Source organism: Rhodococcus sp. SBT000017 (assembly GCF_003688915.1).
GTDB lineage: Bacteria > Actinomycetota > Actinomycetes > Mycobacteriales > Mycobacteriaceae > Rhodococcoides.
Window position 1 is genome coordinate 3,187,288 of the sequence record NZ_REFU01000001.1, and the last position, 20,032, is coordinate 3,207,319.

The 20,032-nt window shown below is 65.0% G+C and carries 20 protein-coding genes; 10 read left to right on the forward strand and 10 right to left on the reverse strand.

The features are described from left to right. Window position 1: 1 nt before the first annotated feature. Together AYK61_RS14800 and AYK61_RS14805 are read right to left on the reverse strand one after the other, a co-directional pair. Window positions 2-397 (reverse strand): universal stress protein, encoded by a 396-nt coding sequence (locus AYK61_RS14800; RefSeq protein ID WP_121871335.1) that lies wholly within the window; start codon window positions 395-397, stop codon window positions 2-4. Next, window positions 394-1,389 (reverse strand): 2-hydroxyacid dehydrogenase, encoded by a 996-nt coding sequence (locus tag AYK61_RS14805; RefSeq protein WP_183130289.1) that lies wholly within the window; start codon window positions 1,387-1,389, stop codon window positions 394-396. Before AYK61_RS14805 ends, AYK61_RS14800 begins: the two co-directional genes overlap by 4 nt. A 338-nt stretch (window positions 1,390-1,727) precedes the next feature. Here AYK61_RS14805 and AYK61_RS14810 point away from each other — a divergent pair, with 338 nt between their 5' ends. The 7 genes from AYK61_RS14810 to AYK61_RS14840 are packed head-to-tail and all read left to right on the forward strand — an operon-like array spanning window position 1,728 to window position 9,096. Continuing rightward, entirely contained in the window at window positions 1,728-3,305 is a 1,578-nt protein-coding gene (locus AYK61_RS14810) for an ABC transporter substrate-binding protein (RefSeq protein WP_121872768.1), read from the forward strand. 1 nt (window position 3,306) lies between these two features. Beyond that, complete coding sequence (locus AYK61_RS14815) at window positions 3,307-4,236, forward strand: ABC transporter permease (RefSeq protein WP_027495305.1); 930 nt, start codon at window positions 3,307-3,309, stop codon at window positions 4,234-4,236. Between the two features lie 9 nt (window positions 4,237-4,245). Then, window positions 4,246-5,232 carry an ABC transporter permease gene (locus tag AYK61_RS14820; protein WP_121871336.1) on the forward strand — a complete coding sequence of 329 codons (987 nt, stop codon included), beginning with the start codon at window positions 4,246-4,248 and terminating at the stop codon, window positions 5,230-5,232. After that, a complete protein-coding gene (locus AYK61_RS14825; RefSeq protein WP_121871337.1) occupies window positions 5,229-6,248 on the forward strand; it encodes an ABC transporter ATP-binding protein in 1,020 nt (339 codons plus the stop codon). The genes AYK61_RS14820 and AYK61_RS14825 overlap by 4 nt, the downstream gene beginning before the upstream one ends. After that, a complete protein-coding gene (locus AYK61_RS14830; protein ID WP_121871338.1) occupies window positions 6,241-7,236 on the forward strand; it encodes an ABC transporter ATP-binding protein in 996 nt (331 codons plus the stop codon). Before AYK61_RS14825 ends, AYK61_RS14830 begins: the two co-directional genes overlap by 8 nt. Beyond that, a complete protein-coding gene (locus AYK61_RS14835; RefSeq protein WP_121871339.1) occupies window positions 7,236-7,973 on the forward strand; it encodes a sulfite exporter TauE/SafE family protein in 738 nt (245 codons plus the stop codon). The genes AYK61_RS14830 and AYK61_RS14835 overlap by 1 nt, the downstream gene beginning before the upstream one ends. A 49-nt stretch (window positions 7,974-8,022) precedes the next feature. Beyond that, on the forward strand, window positions 8,023-9,096 hold the full coding sequence (locus AYK61_RS14840) for an SDR family oxidoreductase (RefSeq protein WP_121871340.1): 1,074 nt from the start codon (window positions 8,023-8,025) through the stop codon (window positions 9,094-9,096). A 42-nt stretch (window positions 9,097-9,138) separates the two neighbouring features. Here AYK61_RS14840 and AYK61_RS14845 read toward each other — a convergent pair whose 3' ends face one another. The 3 genes from AYK61_RS14845 to AYK61_RS14855 all read right to left on the reverse strand — a co-directional run bounded on the left by AYK61_RS14845 (window position 9,139) and on the right by AYK61_RS14855 (window position 12,741). Then, window positions 9,139-10,551, reverse strand: coding sequence for a xylulokinase (locus tag AYK61_RS14845; RefSeq protein ID WP_121871341.1), 1,413 nt, complete (start codon window positions 10,549-10,551; stop codon window positions 9,139-9,141). Between the two features lie 39 nt (window positions 10,552-10,590). Continuing rightward, on the reverse strand, window positions 10,591-12,288 hold the full coding sequence (locus AYK61_RS14850; RefSeq protein WP_121871342.1) for a SulP family inorganic anion transporter: 1,698 nt from the start codon (window positions 12,286-12,288) through the stop codon (window positions 10,591-10,593). Between the two features lie 108 nt (window positions 12,289-12,396). Next, window positions 12,397-12,741: a helix-turn-helix transcriptional regulator gene (locus AYK61_RS14855; protein ID WP_121872769.1), complete on the reverse strand. Its 345-nt coding sequence runs from the start codon at window positions 12,739-12,741 to the stop codon at window positions 12,397-12,399. 115 nt (window positions 12,742-12,856) lie between these two features. Here AYK61_RS14855 and AYK61_RS14860 point away from each other — a divergent pair, with 115 nt between their 5' ends. The 3 genes from AYK61_RS14860 (at window position 12,857) to AYK61_RS14870 (ending at window position 15,664) form a co-directional block, all read left to right on the forward strand. Beyond that, complete coding sequence (locus AYK61_RS14860; protein WP_121871343.1) at window positions 12,857-13,504, forward strand: TetR family transcriptional regulator; 648 nt, start codon at window positions 12,857-12,859, stop codon at window positions 13,502-13,504. A gap of 139 nt (window positions 13,505-13,643) precedes the next feature. Then, window positions 13,644-14,810, forward strand: coding sequence for an acyl-CoA dehydrogenase (locus AYK61_RS14865; protein WP_121871344.1), 1,167 nt, complete (start codon window positions 13,644-13,646; stop codon window positions 14,808-14,810). A gap of 5 nt (window positions 14,811-14,815) precedes the next feature. Then, window positions 14,816-15,664 carry a 3-hydroxybutyryl-CoA dehydrogenase gene (locus tag AYK61_RS14870; RefSeq protein ID WP_272913838.1) on the forward strand — a complete coding sequence of 283 codons (849 nt, stop codon included), beginning with the start codon at window positions 14,816-14,818 and terminating at the stop codon, window positions 15,662-15,664. Between the two features lie 79 nt (window positions 15,665-15,743). Here AYK61_RS14870 and fabG read toward each other — a convergent pair whose 3' ends face one another. The 5 genes from fabG to AYK61_RS14895 form a co-directional block, all read right to left on the reverse strand. Continuing rightward, window positions 15,744-16,502, reverse strand: a complete 759-nt coding sequence (fabG, locus tag AYK61_RS14875) for a 3-oxoacyl-ACP reductase FabG (protein WP_121871346.1) — start codon at window positions 16,500-16,502, stop codon at window positions 15,744-15,746. Between the two features lie 67 nt (window positions 16,503-16,569). Further along, window positions 16,570-17,307 carry a 1-acyl-sn-glycerol-3-phosphate acyltransferase gene (locus AYK61_RS14880; RefSeq protein WP_121871347.1) on the reverse strand — a complete coding sequence of 246 codons (738 nt, stop codon included), beginning with the start codon at window positions 17,305-17,307 and terminating at the stop codon, window positions 16,570-16,572. 15 nt (window positions 17,308-17,322) lie between these two features. After that, the gene (locus AYK61_RS14885; protein WP_121871348.1) at window positions 17,323-18,078 is read right to left on the reverse strand and encodes an ABC transporter permease; all 756 of its coding nucleotides are present in this window, start codon (window positions 18,076-18,078) and stop codon (window positions 17,323-17,325) included. Further along, window positions 18,075-19,058, reverse strand: coding sequence for an ATP-binding cassette domain-containing protein (locus tag AYK61_RS14890; protein WP_121871349.1), 984 nt, complete (start codon window positions 19,056-19,058; stop codon window positions 18,075-18,077). Before AYK61_RS14890 ends, AYK61_RS14885 begins: the two co-directional genes overlap by 4 nt. A 96-nt stretch (window positions 19,059-19,154) precedes the next feature. Next, a complete protein-coding gene (locus AYK61_RS14895; protein ID WP_259468193.1) occupies window positions 19,155-20,015 on the reverse strand; it encodes a lysophospholipid acyltransferase family protein in 861 nt (286 codons plus the stop codon). Window positions 20,016-20,032: the final 17 nt, after the last annotated feature.

The following is a 20,032-nucleotide window of genomic DNA, read 5'->3' on the forward strand; positions in this document are numbered from 1 at the left end:
CTCAGCGCGGCAACCCCACCGGCGGCTTGACGGCCGTCACCGGGCAGTGGGCCTCGAGTAGTACACGCTGAGAGACGCTGCCCATGAACAACTTTCCGACGGGTGATCGACGCCGGATGCCGATGACGACAAGCTGAGCGTGCTCGTCGAACGAGAGGTCGATCAGATTGTCGGCATGCGAGCGGCCCGCTTCGTTGTCGTGAATCTTCGTCGTCACACCGAGCGCCGACGCCTCCTCGCGAGCCGATTCGACGGTGGCAGCGAAGTCGGCGTCGGCTGCGCTGTTGTCCTCGGCCACGATGAGCAAGTCCGTCCCGCGCATGAGAGCCTCGCGAAATGCGAAGGGCAGCGCGCCTTTTCCTTCGACGGTCGGCGAGTAGCCGACGACGACGGTCATCGCGTCACCGGGGTGACGAGGGTGCCGTCGTTCAGGAAGCGATCGAGGTTCTCGAGCGTGAGCGCTTCCATCGCGGCGCGGGTCTCCACCGTTGCGCTCCCCACGTGCGGCAGCAGCACCACGTTGTCCATCACCAGCAGGGCGTCGGGCACGTTCGGTTCGTGGGCGAAGACGTCCAGGCCGGCACCGGCCAGCTTCCCTCCGGCAAGCAACTCGATCAGCGCCTCCTCGTCGACGACGCTTCCGCGGGCCACATTGATCAGATATCCCTGCGGCCCCAGCGCTTCGAGTACCGCGCGATCGACCAGATGTGCAGTTCCTGATCCGCCGGACGCGGCGATGATCAGCACGTCGACGTTCTCGGCGAGCGCTGCCGGGCCGGCAGCGTAGACGTAGGGCGAACCGACGATCTCGTTGCGATTGTGGTACGAGATCTCACAGCGAAAGCCGTTGAGTCGATCCGCAATTGCCGAGCCGATACGCCCGAGCCCGATGATTCCGACGCGCTTTCCGGTGACTTGGCGCGTCAGCGGTGTGTTGCCCTCGGCGGGCCAGCGGCCGGTGCGCACGAACCGCTCGGCGGACGAGAGCCCGCGCATGGTGTCGATCACCAGGCCGACGGCGAGGTCTGCCACGCAGTCGGTCAGCACGTCCGGGGTGTTGCTGACGGCGATGTCTCGGGCGGCTGCTGCGTCGATGTCGGTGGTGTCGTAGCCGACGCCGAAGTTGACGACAGCCCCGAGCTGCGGCAACCGGTCCATCAGCGCAGCATCGACGCCGGTCCGGCCGGAGGTGACCACCGCGGTGATCGAACTGCCGTGTGCGGCCAGGAAGTCCTCGCGCTCGTCCCCCTCGGGGAGAACCAGCGCGTCGTACTCGGCGACCAGAGTGTCCATCAACGACGGCTTGAGCGGTCCCACTCGGAGCACCCGACCGTTCCGGCGCGAATCCTGCTGCGACACAGACGGTCTCTCTGAGCTGACGGTGACCATTGTTCTCCTCGCGAGATGGTGGAGCGTGCGCGTTTCCTGTACGGTATTCCGCTTCTCGAATACCTGTCCAACACGGAAATAACATGGACCGATACCCAAACGGCATGAACGACGCATTGGCGATGCCGCGTCGGCCATCCCGTCCGGCATCGAGCCTGGTCAGTACCCCACTACTGTGACCCAAGCCCCAACCAAGGACCCGATGTGACCCACGAAACTGCTCGAAAAGCCGATTTCGCCCGGTTGACGTCGCAGATCACGCGCTCCTACCGTGTGTCTACCGTCACAGATTCGGCTGCGGCATGCAGACGCGGATCCTTTTCCCACTGGAGGCCACCATGAGCCCTGCACTCTTCGTGCAGCAGGGACGGAACCATCGCGTCGCCGCACTAGCCGTTGGCGCACTGTCACTTTCACTGATCGCGAGCGGCTGTACAGTCGCCAACTCCAACAACGGCGGAGCCACCCGCGCAGATACTCTTCGCATCGTTCTGCCGCAGGAACCGCCGACCCTCGAGGCCTGCGATGTCTCGCTCACGTCGGTCGGGGTCGTCACCCGCTCGAACATCACCGAGCCACTCATGGAGCGCAACCCGAGCACCGGCGATCTCGAACCCAAACTCGCCGACTCGTGGGAGCAGACCTCCGACACCGAATGGACGTTCGCGATCCATCCCGGTGTGACGTTCAGCGACGGCAGCCCCTTCGAGGCCGAGGACGCTGCGTTCTCCATCGACCGCACGGTCAACTCGGAACTGGGCTGCAATGTCGAGGGTTACGTGTTCGGCGACGCGAACCTGGTGGTGAAAGCCGTCGATCCTCTGACATTGACGGTCGAGTCCCCCGAACCCGACCCCATCCTGCCGCTTCGCCTCTCGTTCGTGGAGATGGTTCCGCGCACAGTCAGTTACACCGAGCGCGTGCGTGAACCGATCGGAACGGGACCGTTCGCGATCGAGCGCTGGGACTACGGCCAGAAGCTCTCGCTCGTGCGCAACGAGACCTATTGGGGTCCGGAGCCCGAATACGCCAGGGCCGAATACCAGTGGCGCAGCGAGGGAAGCGTCCGCGCATCTATGGTGACCAACGGTGAGGCCGAGATCGCGACGTCGGTCGGCCCGGAGGACGGGGCCGGCGACCTGGGCGTCGCATACCCCAACAACGAGACCACGGCGCTCCGCATCCAGGCCGCGCAGCCGCCGCTGGACGACATGCGGGTGCGGCAGGCGATCAACTACGCGATCAATCGTGACGGCATCGTCAAGGCACTCTTCCGCGGACTCGGCTCGCCTGCAGCTCAACTGATTTCCGAGGGTGTCGTGGGATTCGACGAAGGGTTGACCCCGTGGCCGTACGACATGGACGAGGCGCGTGCATTGATCGACGAGGCCCGCGCCGACGGCGTACCCGTCGATACCGAGATCCGCCTGATCGGACGCACCGGGCAGTTCCCGAAGATCAACGAGACGGTGGAGGTGATCCAGAACTCGCTGTCCAAGATCGGTATGAACGTGAAGATCGAAATGATGGATGCCGCGGGCACTGCCGAGTATCAGGAGCGTCCGTTCCCGGACGTCGGGCCGTATCTGCTGGTGATTCAGCACGGCAACCAGGCCGGCGACTCCGCGTTCACCGTCGACCAGTACTTCACCAGCGACGGTTTCCAGAGTGCATACGGCACAGCGGAATTCGACCGGGAGATCGCTGCAGCCGGCGCACTGACCGGCGAGGAACGGCAGGACGCGTACGCGCAGGTGTTCGCCGACGAACCGAAAGACATCATGCAGATGGCCTACATCGCGCACATGAACGGGGTGCTCGCCAAGGCGTCCTCGGTCGACTACACCCCCAACTCGGCCACGGTCGACGAAATGCATCTCGCCGCCATGACGCGCGCCGACACCGAGAGGCCCTGACATGTTCAGATTCCTGCGCCGACGGATCTACACCAGCCTGATCCCGCTGTTCGTCGTTCTGCTGGGCGTGTTCTTCCTCGCCCGGCTCACCGGCGACCCCACCAGCCTGTACCTACCCGAGTCTGCAACCCAAGCGCAGCGCGAGGCGTTCCGCGCCACCAACGGCTTCGATCAGCCGGTGCTGACGCAGCTGCTGGACTACTTCAAGGGCGTCGTCCAACTCGACTTCGGGCAGTCGCTCCGCACCGGCGAGGACGCGTCGGCGATGGCACTGCGCGCGTTCCCCGCGACGCTGCAGCTGGCGTTCGCGACGATGTTCCTCGCCATCCTCGGCGCGGTGATCATCGGCTGCTGGGCCGCGTACCGGCCCAACTCGCTGGCCGATCGCATCTCGAGCCTGCTGTCGATGACGGCCGCATCCATCCCCGATTTCTGGTTCGCCATCATGGGCGTCTACGTCTTCGCCATCCTGTTCGGCTGGCTGCCCACCTCGGGCGTGGACAGCGGAATGCTCTCCTGGGTGTTGCCGATCGCCACCCTGCTCATTCGCCCGCTCGGAGTACTGACTCAGGTGGTGCGGGGTGCGATGGTGTCGGCACTGTCGGCACCGTACGTTCGATTGGCGAGAAGCAAAGGAGCAGGCGATCTTCGGGTCGTCACGCATCATGCTCTGCGCAACGCCGCGGCGCCGGCACTGACCGTCGCCGGCGATCTGATGGTCGGACTCGTCAACGGAGCGGTGGTCGTCGAGGCCATCTTCGGCTGGCCCGGCATCGGAAAGTTGATGATCGACGCCATCCTGCAGCGCGACTTCGCCGTTCTGCAGGCAGCCGTGCTGTTGACGGCGGTGTCCATCTTCGTGCTCAACATCGTCATCGATGCCTGCTACGCACTGCTCGACGCCCGGGTTCGCGACAAGGTGAAGGTCTAGGAGAAACTGATGTCACTCGACTTCGAAGCACCGAAAACGTCCGAGCCCGAGAATGTTCCGCCCCAGAGCCCGGTGGAAGCCCGCAAGGCGTCGGCTCCGCTGTGGAAGCTGTTGCTACGAGACAGGGTCGCCACCGTGGCCGCCGCGATCCTGGTGTTGGTCTTCCTCACCGCGATCTTCGGGCCGATGCTGGTCGGTGACGCCGCAACCGATCAGGATCTCGACCGCTCGAACCTGCCTCCGTTCACCCTCGACACCGGGTGGATGAACATTCTCGGCACCGATCCACTCGGTCGCAGCATGCTCGCCCGGTTGATCGTGGCCAGCAGAACCACACTCTCGGTTGCCATTCCGGCCGTCATCCTCTCCGCGATCATCGGCTCGTTCATCGGTATGTGGGCCGGCTTTCATCGCGGTTGGCGCGAGACCGCGGCGATGCGCGTCGCCGACGTGATCCTCAGCTTCCCATCCCTGCTGATGGCCGTCGTGGTGCTCTACGTGTTCTCCCCCAGTGCCGCGAACATCGTGCTGGTCCTGACGGTCACCCGAATCCCTATCTACCTGCGCACTGCCCGCGCGGAGTCGGCCGAGTTGCAGAGTCGGTTGTTCGTCGACGCCGCACGAACATTCGGGGCGAAAAGCGGATCGGTGATCAGACGGCACGTGGCCCCGATCCTGCTGCCGACCCTGCTCACCGTCGCGACCCTTGACTTCTGCTTCGTCATTCTCGCCGAGTCGTCATTGAGCTTCCTGGGCATCGGCATTCAGCCGCCGGACGTTTCCTGGGGTCTGATGGTCTCGCAGGGCCGTACCTACCTGCAGACCGCCTGGTGGCTCTCCTTCTTCCCCGGCCTGGCCATCGTGTTGACGACCGTCTCGGCCACTGTCCTCGCCGCCTGGGCCCGCATCGCCACCGATCCGGCACAGCGGTGGCGACTCAACGTCCCCCGTTCCAAGCGGTCTCGCCTGCTCCCCGTACGAAAGGTCCTCTCATGAGCGCACCGGCAACCGCACCTCGACGCTCCGCTACCGGTAGCGTCGCCCTGGACGTGCGCGGACTGACCGTCGATCTGCGGACGCCGTCGGGCGTCATTCGCGCCGTGGACAACGTCACCTTCACCGCCCGCCGCGGCGAAACCCTCGCTCTGCTGGGTGAATCGGGCTGCGGCAAGTCGATGACGGCGCAGGCCATCGTCGGGTTGCTCGAGCCGATCGCAGACATCACCGGCGGTTCGGTCGAGATGGGTGAGGTGGACCTGGTGACGGCGAAGACCAAGGTGCGACGCACCATCGCAGCCACCGAACTGGCCATCGTCTTCCAGGACGCACTGACCGCCCTCAATCCGGTCTACACCGTGGGAACCCAACTGGCCGAGCCGTTTCGGATCCACCGCGGTATGTCCGGCAAACAAGCACGGGCAGAGGCCATCGCACTGATGGCCCGCGTGGGTATCCCCGAGCCCGAATCCCGCGCCGACTCCTACCCACACCAGTTCTCCGGTGGGATGCGCCAACGCCTGTTGATCGCGATGGCCGTGGCCCTGAGTCCGTCGGTACTGCTCGCGGACGAACCCACCACCGCCCTCGACGTCACGGTGCAGGCGCAGATCATGGCTCTGCTCAAGGAACTACGCACCGAACACGACATGGCCGTCGTACTCATCACTCACGACCTCGCCCTCGTGGCCGAGGAGGCCGACCGGGTCGCGATCATGTACGCGGGCAACGTCGTCGAGACCGGACCGGTGTCCGAGGTATTCGACGCACCGCGACACCCCTACACCAAGGGGCTGCTCGACTCGGTACCAGTACACGCCGTCCGCGGTGAGGATCTGAAGTCGATCGGCGGCACCCCACCGGATCTGCACTCCATCCCCGACGGGTGCGTGTATCAGGCCCGCTGCCCGATCGCCCGCGACATCTGTATCAGCACTCGCCCTCCGCTCGAATCCGTCGGCAACGGCCGGATGTCGGCCTGCCACTTCCCGAACGAGGTATCCAGTCATGTCTGAGCAACTGTTGACCGTCCGCGGCCTGAACAAGACCTTCGACGTCGGCCGCGGCAAGCTCCGCGCCCTCGACGCCATCGACCTGGACCTACGACGCGGCGAGACCCTCGGGCTCGTGGGCGAATCCGGCTGCGGCAAGTCCACTCTCGCGCGCACCCTGATGATGCTCGAACGGCCCGACTCGGGCACCGTCACCTTCGACGGCATCGACCCGTTCGGGCTACGCGGCAAGGAACTTCTCGCGTGGCGCCGACGGGTGCAGATGGTGTTCCAGGACCCCTACGGTTCACTGAACTCGAGGATGACCGCCGGGGACATCATCGGCGAGCCCTGGCGAACTCACAAGAGCCTGTACAAGACTCGCCGCGATCGCTCCGCACGCGTGCGTGAGCTGCTGCATCTGGTGGGACTCCGACCGAGCGACGAGAACCGCTTCCCGCAGGAATTCTCCGGCGGTCAACGCCAACGCCTCGGCATCGCGCGAGCTCTGGCGCTGAACCCCGACGTGATCATCTGCGACGAACCGGTCTCGGCGCTCGATCTCTCGGTACAGGCGCAGGTACTCAACCTGCTCAACGACCTGCAGAAGCAACTCGGCATCTCGTACGTGTTCATCTCGCACGATCTGTCGGTCGTCCGACACGTCGCCGACCGCGTCGCTGTGATGTACCTCGGACGCATCGTCGAATCCGGCGCCACCGAAGCAGTATTCGACCGACCGGCTCACCCGTACACCGCGGCATTGATGTCGGCCGCACCCACACTCGACGCGTCGAGTCGAGGCACGAAGATCCTGCTGAAGGGCGAGGTACCGTCGCCGCTGAACCCGCCGTCGGGTTGCCGATTCCGCACGCGTTGCTGGAAGGCCACCGAACTGTGCGCCAGCGAGGCACCCCCGGTTGCGCTCGACGCCGACGAGGCCGATCACATCGCAGAATGCCACTATCCCCTCGCCGCAGGCAATCTCGGCCTCGTTGCTGCCGGGACGTGATGGCGACACACCTGAGCGTCACCGGATTTGTCGTCGTCGCCCTGACCATATTCTTCGCATCGGCAATGCAGGCGTCCATCGGATTCGGCATGGGCATGCTCGCCGCACCCATCGTGGCGATCGTCGACCCCGGTCTCATCCCGGCAACGCTCATCATGCTCGCCGTTGTCGTCAGCGTGCTCGTGCTGGTTCGTGATCGCACCGCCCTCGATCTCTCGGGAGCGGGGTGGGCGCTCGCCGGTCGCCTACCCGGTTCGGCGGTGGGTGCACTTCTGCTCGTTCTACTGCCCGAGCGCGGACTGGCCACACTGCTCGCGCTCGTGGTGTTGGGCGGCGTCGCACTGACGTCGTTCGGCTGGGTCCCGTTCCCGCACCGACGAAATCTGGTGGTGGCCGGGGCCGCGTCGGGCATTCTGGGAACCGCGACCTCCATCGGCGGACCGCCGATGGCGCTGGTGTGGCAACGCAACACCGGGGCCGAACTGCGCAGCACCATGAGCTGCTTCTTCCTGGTCGGATCGATCATCTCGCTGGCGGTACTGGCGGTCGCCGGCGCTGTGGATGCCCATACGGCCACGCTGTTCGTGTTCCTTGCCCCGGCGACGATTCTCGGTTTTCTGCTTTCACGGGTGGTCAATCGGGTTCTCGATCGTCGACGCCTACGGATCGTCGCGATCACCGTCTCCGCCGTCGGCGCGCTCGTGCTCGTTGCCCAGCAAGTTCTCACTCTGTTGTGAGACTCGACGCGTCACGTGTTGCATCGGCCTCAGTGGGTAGTCGGTCCGAATGACTACGAACAAGACGCGCGCGCTGATCGTCGGTGCCACCGGAATCTCCGGGCAGGCCCTGTGCCGCGCCGCACTCGAGGCCGGCTGGACCACCTACGGACTGAGTCGCAGCGGCAGTGTCACCGTCGACGGCGTCATCCCCGTGGCCGCGGATCTGCTCGACGTGAACTCGCTCGAGGAGGCTCTGAACGACGTCCGCCCCGAAGTCGTGTTCTTCACCGCCTGGATGAAGAAAGACTCGGAGCAGGAGAACATTGAGGTCAACTCAGCGACCCTGCGCAACGTGCTGAACGTGCTCGGCCCCCTCGACTCGGTGAAGCACGTCGCGCTGATGACCGGACTCAAACACTACCTCGGACCGTTCGATGCCTACGGCGAAGCAGTGATGGCCGAGACGCCGTTCCACGAAACCGAGGATCGCCTCGACACCCCCAACTTCTACTACGCGCAGGAAGACGAACTGTTCGCCGGTGCCGAGAAGTTCGGCTTCGGCTGGAGCGTGCACCGCGCGCACACCATCTCCGGCTTCGCGGTCGGCAACGCAATGAACATGATGCTGACGCTGTCCGTGTACGCGTCGATCTGCAAGGAACTCGGCGAGAAGTTCGTCTTCCCCGGCTCCGAGACCCAGTGGAACGGGCTCACCGACCTCACCGACGCCGACCTGCTCGCCGAGCAGATGGTCTGGGCCGCAACCGACGAGAATGCGCACAACGAGGCCTTCAACATCGCCAACGGAGACGTATTCCGCTGGCGCTGGCTGTGGCCGCAGTTCGCCGCGCACTTCGGCGTCGAGCCCGAGGGTTTCGACAGCGAGCCGCGTCCCCTCGAACCCTGCATGTCCGACGCGGCTGCCGCGTGGAAGCGCATCGCCGAGAAGCACGATCTGGCCGAAAGCGATGTCTCGCGTCTGGCGTCGTGGTGGCACACCGACGGCGACCTCGGCCGCGACATGGAATGCCTGACGGACATGAACAAGTCCAAGAAGGCCAGCTTCCTCGGCTTCCGATCCACGCCGGACGCCATCGCCTCGGTGATCGCGCGCTACCGAGACGCCCGCCTGATTCCCTAGTGCGCTACGCGCAGTGGCGCGATTAAGTGCCCTCTGCGGCACTCAACCACGCCACTGCGGCGCAGCCGCATACTCGGCGTAGCGTTCGCGCACCGCCGGGGTCGGGTCTGCCTCGTATGTCTGCGACGGTGCTTGAGCCCAGGTCGGAGGCTCGCTGGTCCCGGCCAGTGTCCATGCCGCCTGGCGCGCGGCACCGTCGGCGACGTATTCACCCGGCTCGGGCACGATCACCGGAACTCCGAGAATGGCCGGGGCAAGCTCGCGTAACGCAGCAGACTTCGCACCGCCGCCGATGAGCAACACCCGCTTCGTCTCCACCCCCTGTGCACGCAGGTGATCGATACCGTCGGCCAAGCCGCACAGCAGTCCCTCGATTGCCGCCCGCGCCAGGTGACCCGGCGTCGAATTGTTCAGTCGCAGGCCATGAATCGCACCGGATGCGTCCGGACGGTTGGGGGTGCGCTCGCCTTCGAGGTAGGGCACCAACACCAGGCCCTCACTGCTCGTCGACAGCGCCAACCGAGACAGCTCGTCATGGTCTACGCCCAATAGCCGCGCCGTCGCATCAAGGACGCGAGCCGCGTTGAGGGTGCACACCAGCGGCAGTTGACGGCCGGTGGCGTCGGCGAATCCGGCGACCAGACCCGAACCATCTGCTGCTGCAACCGATGTCACAGCAGATACGACGCCGGAGGTGCCCACGGAGACCACCACGTCACCGGGCTGGGCATCGAGAGCGAGGGCCGCGGCGGCGTTGTCTCCGGTCCCCGGTCCGATCAGTCCACCGCTGCGCAATCGGCCGATGGCCTCGTTCGGCGCGGCGACCCGCGGAAGCTGCGGGTTGCGCCCCCGAAAACCGAACTGCAACAGATCGGTTCGATATTCGTTCGAGGCAGCAGAGAAGTACCCGGTACCGCTGGCGTCGCCCCGATCGGTGGCCAGCGAATCCAGTCCGGCTGCTCCGCCGAGCTGCCAGCTGAGCCAATCGTGCGGAAGACACACGGCCGCAGTGCGATCGGCGTTCTCTGGCTCGTGGTCGGCGAGCCATCGCAACTTGGCGACGGTGATCGAAGCCAGCGGAACCACTCCGACAGCGTCGGCCCAGGCCTGCCCGCCGTCGACGCCGGTCTCCTTTCCCAACTCGGACACCAGGTCCGTCGCGGCCTGTGCCGACCGAGTGTCGTTCCACAGCAGGGATTTTCGGACCACAGTTCCCGCCTCGTCGAGACACACCATGCCGTGCTGCTGCGCACCGACCGACACCGCGTCCACATCGTCGAGTCCGCCTGCTGCTGCCACCGCCTCATCGAGCGCATCCTTCCAGCGCTGCGGGTCGATCTCGGTGCCGTCGGGATGAGCAGCTCGCCCCTGGCGCACCAGCTCTCCCGATTCAGCGTCACTAACGAATACTTTGCACGATTGGGTGGAGGAGTCGATTCCTGCAACGAGAGCCACGATGAGCCGGTCCTTTCCTACGCAAGTGTGACTTGGACCCTACCCGCGGGGTTCGGCTGCCTCGGTCACGACGGTGCGTGCGTAGGCGATGGCCTGCGGCGTGGTCTCGAAAACACGGCGCGCCTCGTCGTCCTTGGTGGTGAAAACACCCAACGCCGTCAGCGGCCGCAGGTGTTCGGGTTTGGCCGCAGAGATGAGGACGGTGATATGGCGGTGTTCGAGTGCGGTGATCGTGTCCTTGAGGACGATGGCTCCGGTGGCGTCGATGGTGGTCACTCGTGACATGCGCAGGATCACCACTTTCACGTCCGACACGTCGGCGAGTTCGAGCAGAAAGCTGTGCGCGGCTCCGAAGAACAGAGCGCCGTCGATCCGGTAGGCCACGATGTGCTCGCGCAGCAAGCCTTCTTCTTCCGTCGAGACCGCGTCGAGTGCGTCCAGAGGAACCTGCTCGACCCTGGCGGATCGCGCGACAGCCCGCAGGGCCAGCACCGCAGCGAACCCGACGCCGACCGCCACCGCCGTCACCAGATCGAAGACGACCGTGACGAGGAAGGTCGCCACCATCACCACGGCGTCGCCGCGGCCCGCACGAGTGATCGCTCGAATCGACGCGGTTTCGACCATGCGCACCGTCGTTGCCAGGAGTACCCCGGCCAGCGCCGCGAGTGGAATGTCGGCCACCAAGCCCGCGGCGGAGTACATGATGGCGGCGAGGATCACGGCATGGGTGAGCGCTGCAAGCCTCGTCCGCGCCCCTGATCGAACGTTGACGGCAGTGCGGGCGATGGCACCGGTGGCGGGGATCCCGCCGAACAACGGTGCGGCTATGTTCGCCAGCCCTTGCCCGAACAGTTCGCGGTCGGGGTTGTGCCGCGCGCCGACGCCCATCGAGTCCGCCGCGGTCGCGGACAGCAACGATTCCAGGGCCGCGAGCGCAGCGACGGCGAACGCCGGTGCCAACAACGCCGTCACGTCACCGAGGTGGAAGAAGCTCAGGCTCGGGGCGGAGAGCGACGACGGAATTGTGCCGATGCGGGCGATGTCGAGGTCGAACACTTGGGTGACCACAGTCGCTCCGGCGACCGCAACCAGCGAGAACGGGATTTTCGGAGCCAGGCGGCCGCCGACGAGCATGACGATCGCGACCGTGACGGCCACGGTGGGCGTCAGAACGCTCGCGTGCGAGACGAACGAGCGCACCGCGTCGAACGCGGATTGCCACACCTTCTCACCCTCGGCGTCGGTGACGCCCAGGGCCGACGGAACCTGTTGCAGCGCAATGACGACGGCGATGCCGGCGGTGAACCCTTCGATGACGGGTGCCGGCATGTACCGGACGGCTCGACCGACGCCGGCAGCGGCGAGCGCGAGCAGGATGACCCCGGCCATCAGCCCGACGGCGAGCACGCCGGTCGGCCCGTATTCGGCAACGATCGGCACGAGCACCACCGTCATGGCACCGGTCGGACCGGACACCTGGAACCGTGACCCACCGAATACCGCGGCGACGACGCCGGCAATGATCGCCGTGGTCAGGCCGGCCGCGGCACCCAATCCAGTGCTGACACCGAAGCCGAGCGCCAGAGGCAATGCGACGAGGGCCACGATCAGACCGGCCAGCAGATCCGCACCCGGCGCACGGAAGGCGGGTTTCCACTCGCTCCATCTGGGCAGGAGCGCTGTCACAGCCCTCGAGGCGTCGGTCTTACGGGTGGGTTTCGTCGGTTCGGACATGTGACGCTCTCTGAGAACTCATCGATCCTGATCCAGCTGATTGCTAAGTTTAGCAAGTAATGAATCAGGTGAACAGCGACGTGAGCCAGACCATCCGAGGCTGCCGGTTCAGGTGCGCGTTCCGGACTCGCCTTCCAACAGCTCGGCCTGGTTGGCCACCACTCCCGTGAGTATTTCCCGCGCGACGAGCAACAGGTCGGCCACCTTCGGAGAGGTCAACGTGTAGGACACCGACAGGCCTTCCCGAGTGCCTTCGATGAGACCGGCGCGCCGCAGGATGGACAACTGCTGAGACAGATTGGCCGGCTCGATGCCGATCTCCGGAAGCAGCTCGGACACGGCATGCTCGCGCTCGCTCAGCAACTCCAGCACCCGAATGCGCGCGGGATGCGCCAACGTCTTGAAGAAGTCGGCTTTCATTCTGTACAGCGGCCGGCTCTGATCCGTGGCCATGAAGTCCTCCCGTGGCACCCGCCACCGCGCAGCAGGCTACTTGCGAACACTAGCAATCAACGGACGGGAGTGGACGACCTCCTGCCTGTCCCGAAACTCGGCTACGTTCACTCCCATGCGCGGAGAACCCGAAGAATCCACCGACTTCAGGCTCACCGTGGCCACCGCGGCCCTCGACCTGTTCTCCGTCAAGGGCTACGAGTCGACGACGGTGGACGACATCGCCGGTGCCGCCGGAATCTCGCGTCGGACATTCTTTCGTCAGTTCCGCGCCAAGGAAGACGTCGTCTTCGCCGATCACGAAATTCTGCTCGAGCAGGCCGGCGCGTTTCTCGAATCGAACGAGGGCGATCCGTGGCGGGCCGTGTGCGATGCCGCGCAGTTGGTGTACGAGCGGTTTTCCGAGTGGCACGAGATGTCACGCCTGCGCTACCAGGTGGTCCACAAGATCCCCGCGCTGCGTGACCGAGAAATCGTCACCGTGTTTCGGTACGACCGACTTTTCGTCGAATATCTGCAGCGCGTTCTGCCCGATCACCCTCACCTGGAGATCCTGCAGTTCTCGGCCACGGTGACCGCGACGCACAACTACATCCTTCGTCGGATGATTCGCGACGGCCTGCCGACGTCCGTCGAGGATCTGCGTTCAGCACTTGCGCAAGTCCGCGCGCAGTTCTTCGGTGAGATCGTCGTCGCGTCGTTCCCCCGGGGCACGTCCGTCACCAAAGTCGTCGACGCGTTGGCCGATCACACAAGCGCCTGACTGGCCCGGCCCGAGTGGCACTGAGTGCCGGATGCCCGAGACCCGGTCTTGAATCAGTCCGAATTCGGACGTACACTGGGGCAATTCTTGGCACTGAGTGCCCTCTGTGGGCAGTGCTACCCCCGACATACCGAGGAGCGTGGCCGACATGGCCGGAAATCCCGACTTCGATCTGTATCAATCGCCCGAAGAGCACGACGAACTGCGCGCGGCCATTCGGGCGCTCTCGGAGAAGGAGATCGCCCCGTACGCCAAAGAGGTCGACGAGGACTCCCGCTTCCCCGAGGAAGCACTCAAAGCGCTGAACGCCTCGGGCTTCAACGCCATCCACGTTCCCGAGGAATACGACGGCCAGGGTGCCGATTCTGTCGCTGCCTGCATCGTCATCGAAGAGGTTGCACGCGTCTGCGGTTCGTCCTCGCTGATTCCCGCGGTCAACAAGCTCGGCACGATGGGCCTGATCCTCAAGGGCTCCGAGGAACTCAAGAAGCAGGTCCTGCCCTCCCTCGCCGGTGGCGCGATGGCGTCGTACGCCCTGTCCGAGCGCGAAGCAGGGTCCGACGCCGCCGCCATGCGCACCCGCGCCAAGGCGGACGGTGACGACTGGATCCTCAACGGTGCCAAGTGTTGGATCACCAACGGCGGCAAGTCCGAGTGGTACACCGTCATGGCCGTGACCGACCCCGACAAGGGTGCCAACGGCATCAGCTCGTTCATCGTGCACATCGACGACGAGGGCTTCAGCATCGGCCCGAAGGAGAAGAAGCTCGGCATCAAGGGTTCGCCCACCACCGAGCTGTACTTCGAGAACTGCAAGATCCCCGGCGATCGCATCATCGGCGATCCCGGCACCGGCTTCAAGACTGCGCTGGAAACGCTCGACCACACCCGCCCGACCATCGGCGCACAGGCCGTCGGTCTGGCACAGGGTGCCCTCGACGCAGCCATCGCATACACCAAGGACCGCAAGCAGTTCGGCAACGCGATCTCGAGCTTCCAGGCAGTGCAGTTCATGCTCGCCGACATGGCGATGAAGGTCGAAGCCGCACGTCTGATGGTCTACAGCTCCGCAGCCCGCGCCGAGCGCGGCGAGAAGAACCTCGGGTTCATCTCCGCGGCAGCGAAGTGCTTCGCCTCGGACGTGGCCATGGAGGTCACCACCGACGCCGTGCAGCTCTTCGGCGGCGCCGGCTACACCACCGACTTCCCGGTCGAGCGCATGATGCGCGACGCCAAGATCACCCAGATCTACGAGGGCACCAACCAGATTCAGCGTGTCGTCATGTCGCGGGCGCTGCTCAAATGAGCACCATCGAACTCGTAGGAGTCATCGGCGGCGGCACCATGGGAGCCGGCATCGCCGAGATGTGTGCTCGCTCCGGCAGTTCCGTCATGATCCTGGAAACGAGTCAGGCCACCGCCGACGCTGCCGAAGCTCGCCTGGACAAGTCCTTCGCTCGTGCCGTCAAGTCCGGCCGCATCGAAGCCGACGCGGCCGAGAAGGCCAGGGCTGCAATCACATTGACGCTCGACATCAACGACTTCGCTGACCGCGATCTGGTGGTGGAGGCGGCTCCGGAGATCGAATCGCTGAAGCTGGATCTGTTCGGCAAGCTCGATTCCATCGTCAAGCCCGAGGGAATCCTGGCGACCAACACCTCGTCGATCCCGGTCATCAAGATGGCCAACGCGACGAAGCGTCCCGACAAGGTCGTCGGAGTTCACTTCTTCAACCCCGTACCGGTGCTGCCGTTGGTGGAGATCGTCGTCAGCCTGCTCACCAGCGAAGAGACCGTGGCAGCGGTGACGGACTACGCCGGAAACACGTTGGGCAAGAAGACGATCCGCGCGGGCGATCGCGCCGGATTCATCGTCAATGCCTTGCTCATCCCGTACATGGTCTCGGCCATCCGCATGCTCGAGTCCGGCTTCGCCAGCGCAGAGGACATCGACGAGGGCATGGTCAACGGTTGCGCACACCCCATGGGCCCGTTGCGTCTGACCGACACCGTCGGCCTCGACGTCACCCTCGCGGTGGCGGAGTCGCTCTACGCGGAGTTCCGCGAACCGCACTACGCCCCGCCGCCGCTGCTGCAGCGCATGGTGGACGCCGGAATGCTGGGTCGCAAAACCGGTAAGGGCTTCTACACGTATTCGTAGTAGTCCCCCGTTCTCGCGTGAATGGTCCATTCACCCCCGTCAGGGCCGGTGAATGGACCATTCGCGCCTCCGCGAGAGGTCAGTCCTTCGGCCCACCGGCGGCGTAGACGACCTGGCCCGAGATGAAGCCGGCACCCTCGCTGACGAAGAACGACGCCAGGTGCGCGATGTCATCGGGGTGTCCGACGCGATTGACCGGAATCTGCGACGCCGCAGCGGCTTTGAATTCCTCGAAGGGCATGCCGACGCGTTCTGCAGTGGCCGCCGTCATCTCCGTCTCGATGAACCCGGGGGCGATGGCGTTGGCGGTGACGCCGAACTTGCCGAGTTCGATGGCGAGGGTCTTGGTGAAGCCCTGCATTCCGGCCTTGGCGGCGGAGTAGTTGGCCTGGCCGCGGTTGCCGAGGGCGGACGTGCTCGACAGGTTGACGATGCGACCCCACTTGGCGTCGATCATGTGCTTCTGGACCGCGCGGGTCATCAGGAACGATCCACGCAGGTGTACGCCCAGAACGGAATCCCAGTCCTGCACCGTCATCTTGAACAGCAGGTTGTCGCGGGTGATGCCGGCGTTGTTGATCAGTACGGTCGGCGCACCGAACTCGCTCGCGATGCGATCGACCGCAGTCTGGACCGATTCCTCGTCGGCGACGTTGGCACCGATGGCCACTGCCTGTCCACCTGCAGCCTGGATTGCGCCGACGGTGTCGCTGCACGCGGCCTCGTCGAGGTCCACAACGGCGACTCCGAAACCGTCCTTGGCCAGCCGCTTCGCTACCGCAGCGCCGATTCCACGCGCACTACCGGTGACTATGGCCGTCTTGATCTGATCACTCACGAATATCTCCTGACAATGGCCGAATCGAATTACCTGTCATCTGTTTCTACCAACCCCGGCAGCGCAGTCAGTACGCAGCCACCGCACCGTCGAGCGCCTTCTGCATTCCCTGCGCCACCACACGGGTGAAGTCGATCGGCTTTTCGGGCAGATCCGTGATGGGCGAATCGATGTAGACGCTCGCCTGCTTCACCTTCGGTACACCGGGGCCGTAGCTCAGACCGATGCAGATCAGCACCGGCTCGACCCCGAGCTTGCGCGCCCGCATCGCGATGTGGCCGATACCGCTACCGACGTGCTGCACCGTCGTCGGATCCTCGAGATTGCAGGTGCCCTCGGGAAACACCGCGAGGTCGTCGCCCCGCTTCATTCGCTCGGCACTGACGTCCATCATGCGGCTGCCGGCTGCGCTGACCGCCCGCATGCCGTGATTCTTGCCGCGAAAGACGGGGATGCCACCCATCATGTCGATTCGCTTGCGCTGCTTCGGTTCCTGAAACAGCTCATCCTTGGCCAATACCCGCGTGCGGCCGATGACCGGACGCAGCGGCGACGCCCATGCCGCCGCTGCGAGCGTGTACGGATCGTTCTCGGTCAGATGATTGACCGCGATGAGCAGACGCGTGTTGTCGTAGACAAGACGACGCAGCTCCTCACGGGCACCGTCGGGATACGACACCCGCGGGCGGAAGCGTCGGGCGAGGGTGGCATACGCCAACCTCGCGACCTGACGATTCTGCTGGTGTCGCAGGTAGAAGTCGTACACGGTCACATCGTTTTCGAGAATTACCGCAGGCCGATCCATGACGCGAGCTTAGCCTCACACCCGCGAGGAACCCATAGCCCGGATCCCGACGGCAAGTCCGACCGCCGCAGTGGCCGCGGCCGCGACGACACCTGCCGTCACCGTCGAACTCGCGAAGTCGCCGGCGAACAGTGCACGTTCGGCGTCGACGAGATATCCGAGGGGGTTGATGTTCACCAGGAACTGCATCCACCCCGGGGCGGCCGTCAGCGGCAGCATCGTGCCGGAGAGGATGAGCAGCGGGAACATCAAGGTCTGCTGGATGGACCAGAAGACCCAATCCTGCCCGCGCACAGCCAGAGCCAATGCATAGGACAGTGCACCGAGTCCGACGCCGAACACACCGAGAAGCACGATTCCGACGGCGGCACCGATCGGATTCACGGACAGGCCGAGCGGTAATGCCACCAGAACGATCAGCACGGCCTGTGCGGCGAGCGGCACCATTTCCTTGAACGCGCGCCCGACGAGCAGCGCCGATCGCGGCAACGGTGTCACCAGCATTCGTTCGTGAGACCCCTGTTGCAACTCGGCCAACAGATTCGAGCCCGTCATGGACGTTCCGAAGATGGTGATCATCGCGAGCACACCGGGAACGAACCAGTCCCACACACTTCCGTCCCCGAGACCGGGAACATCGGTGAGCAGTGGGCCGAACAGCGCGAGCAGGATCAGGGGTTGGATGAGGCTGAAGATGACGGTGAACGGATCGCGGACCATCGGCCGCAGTTCGCGGCCCATCACCAACGTGCTTCCGGAGAGAACGTTCATCGCAGTTCTCCTGCCATGCTTGCGTTGTCGAGTGTCGCGGCGCTCTCGCGCAGACTGCGCCCGGTGAGGCCGAGAAACACGTCGTCGAGAGTAGGCCTCGTCATGTCCGCCGTGAGCACCCGTATGCGGTGAGATTCACTGATTCGCAGCAACTCCGGCAACACCGACTCGGCGCGATCGACTCGAATGTTCAGCCTCGAACCCGCAACCGTCACGTCCTTGATACCGGCAACCCCGGCCAGGAGCGGAGCCAGCGCCGACGCGTCGGACACGGTGAGGACGACGAGATCGCCTGCCAGTTCGGACTTGAGCGCCGTGGCGGTGTCGTCGGCGATGACGGTGCCGCGGTCGACGACGATCACCCGCTCGGCCATGGAATCGGCCTCGTCGAGATAGTGCGTGGTGAGCACGATGGTGGTGCCCATCTCGCGTCTGAGCCGCAGAATGTGGTCCCACAGATTGGCTCTGCTCTGCGGATCCATGCCGGTGGTCGGCTCGTCGAGAAACAGCAGGGGTGGCCGATGCACCAAACCCAGCGCGATGTCGAGCCGCCGACGCTGCCCACCGGAGAGAGTCGAGACCGTACGGCCGGCGAGCTCGCCGAGCTCGAGCGCCTCGATCAATTCGTCTGCGCGACTGCGTGATCGCGGACGCGTCATGCCGTAGCACAGGCCCTGCACGACGAGCTCGTCCCGGACGCGTTGATTGTGGCCCGCGCCGTTGCCCTGTCCCACGTAGCCGAGGCTGCGCCGGACGCGATCCCGATCCTTGGTCACGTCGAATCCGGCGATCCGCGCCGAGCCGGATGTCGGTGACAGCAGGGTGGTCAGCATGCGCAGAGTGGTCGACTTGCCGGCCCCGTTGGGACCCAGCAGAGCCACCAGTTCTCCCTCACCGATCGTCAGATCGATGCCGCGCACCGCCTCCACGGTCTTCTTGCCTTGCCGAAAAGTCTTGGTCAATCCCGATGTTTCGATCATCTGTGACGCCCCTCGTCGTAGCGGTGAATCCCTACGACGGAGACGCTAGAAACGATCGCGGTCAGCTTCGGTCCGCGTTGCCGATACCGCGAGGAATCAGCCGAAGACGGGAAACTTTCGCTTGCTGGCGAGGGCGTCCATCCCGGACTGGATGCTCGCGCGCACCTCGTCGTATTTGGCTTCGACGTACGCCTCGTCCTCGCACCGAGCCGGATCGTGGTCCAGTTCGATCGGCGGCATGAAACGGGTACGGATCTTGGCGGGCAACGGAACCTGTGGCAGCGCGGCGGGCGCGATGATCCAGGGAAGCGAGATCGCGATGGGAAACACCTTCAACCGTGCAATCTTGTCCAGCTTCAGCGCTTTCGACAGCTTGTCACCGCGTATCAGTACCGGCATCGCGTCGGCCCCACCCACCGTCGCCACCGGCACGATGGGTACACCCATCCGAATGGCGAGCTTGATGAAACCGGTTCGACCACCGAGAGTGGCCTCGTCGCGCTTGCTCCAGGGCCGCAACGAATCGACCTCACCACCCGGCCAGACGATGACGTCCCGACCCTCGGCCAGTGCCGTCGACATCGAGTCCGGTGCCGCGGGCAGCACGCCCATGGATCGAAAGACTTTGCCGATCAACGGGAACGCCATCAGCGCATCGTGCGCGGTGCCGTGCAGAATCCGCTTCTCGCCGAAGTGTCGCCACCATTGCGCGCCGACGGTCCACGCGTCCCACACGAACGGCGCACCCGAATGCACCCCCACGACCAGTACCGGCGACTCGGGGATGGTCTCCCAACCGTCGATCTCCATTCGGAAGTACCGGTCCATCACCCCGTTCCACAGCCGCTGCTGACGGTCCATCGCGACGGTGTTCTGATCGTCGAGGTCCCAGCCGCCTGCGCGTTCGGCAACAACGGCTCCGAGACCACCGGACGCGTTCGCCCGTCGCTCCTTCATCTTCAGGCGCGCGGCGG

Bases quoted from the DNA above. Each gene is read 5' to 3' on its own strand.
- AYK61_RS14800 (WP_121871335.1), bottom strand. From the start codon at position 397: ATGACCGTCGTCGTCGGCTACTCGCCGACCGTCGAAGGAAAAGGCGCG.
- AYK61_RS14805 (WP_183130289.1), bottom strand. From the start codon at position 1,389: ATGGTCACCGTCAGCTCAGAGAGACCGTCTGTGTCGCAGCAGGATTCG.
- AYK61_RS14810 (WP_121872768.1), top strand. From the start codon at position 1,728: ATGAGCCCTGCACTCTTCGTGCAGCAGGGACGGAACCATCGCGTCGCC.
- AYK61_RS14815 (WP_027495305.1), top strand. From the start codon at position 3,307: ATGTTCAGATTCCTGCGCCGACGGATCTACACCAGCCTGATCCCGCTG.
- AYK61_RS14820 (WP_121871336.1), top strand. From the start codon at position 4,246: ATGTCACTCGACTTCGAAGCACCGAAAACGTCCGAGCCCGAGAATGTT.
- AYK61_RS14825 (WP_121871337.1), top strand. From the start codon at position 5,229: ATGAGCGCACCGGCAACCGCACCTCGACGCTCCGCTACCGGTAGCGTC.
- AYK61_RS14830 (WP_121871338.1), top strand. From the start codon at position 6,241: ATGTCTGAGCAACTGTTGACCGTCCGCGGCCTGAACAAGACCTTCGAC.
- AYK61_RS14835 (WP_121871339.1), top strand. From the start codon at position 7,236: ATGGCGACACACCTGAGCGTCACCGGATTTGTCGTCGTCGCCCTGACC.
- AYK61_RS14840 (WP_121871340.1), top strand. From the start codon at position 8,023: ATGACTACGAACAAGACGCGCGCGCTGATCGTCGGTGCCACCGGAATC.
- AYK61_RS14850 (WP_121871342.1), bottom strand. From the start codon at position 12,288: ATGTCCGAACCGACGAAACCCACCCGTAAGACCGACGCCTCGAGGGCT.
- AYK61_RS14855 (WP_121872769.1), bottom strand. From the start codon at position 12,741: ATGGCCACGGATCAGAGCCGGCCGCTGTACAGAATGAAAGCCGACTTC.
- AYK61_RS14860 (WP_121871343.1), top strand. From the start codon at position 12,857: ATGCGCGGAGAACCCGAAGAATCCACCGACTTCAGGCTCACCGTGGCC.
- AYK61_RS14880 (WP_121871347.1), bottom strand. From the start codon at position 17,307: ATGGATCGGCCTGCGGTAATTCTCGAAAACGATGTGACCGTGTACGAC.
- AYK61_RS14885 (WP_121871348.1), bottom strand. From the start codon at position 18,078: ATGAACGTTCTCTCCGGAAGCACGTTGGTGATGGGCCGCGAACTGCGG.
- AYK61_RS14890 (WP_121871349.1), bottom strand. From the start codon at position 19,058: ATGATCGAAACATCGGGATTGACCAAGACTTTTCGGCAAGGCAAGAAG.
- AYK61_RS14895 (WP_259468193.1), bottom strand. From the start codon at position 20,015: ATGAAGGAGCGACGGGCGAACGCGTCCGGTGGTCTCGGAGCCGTTGTT.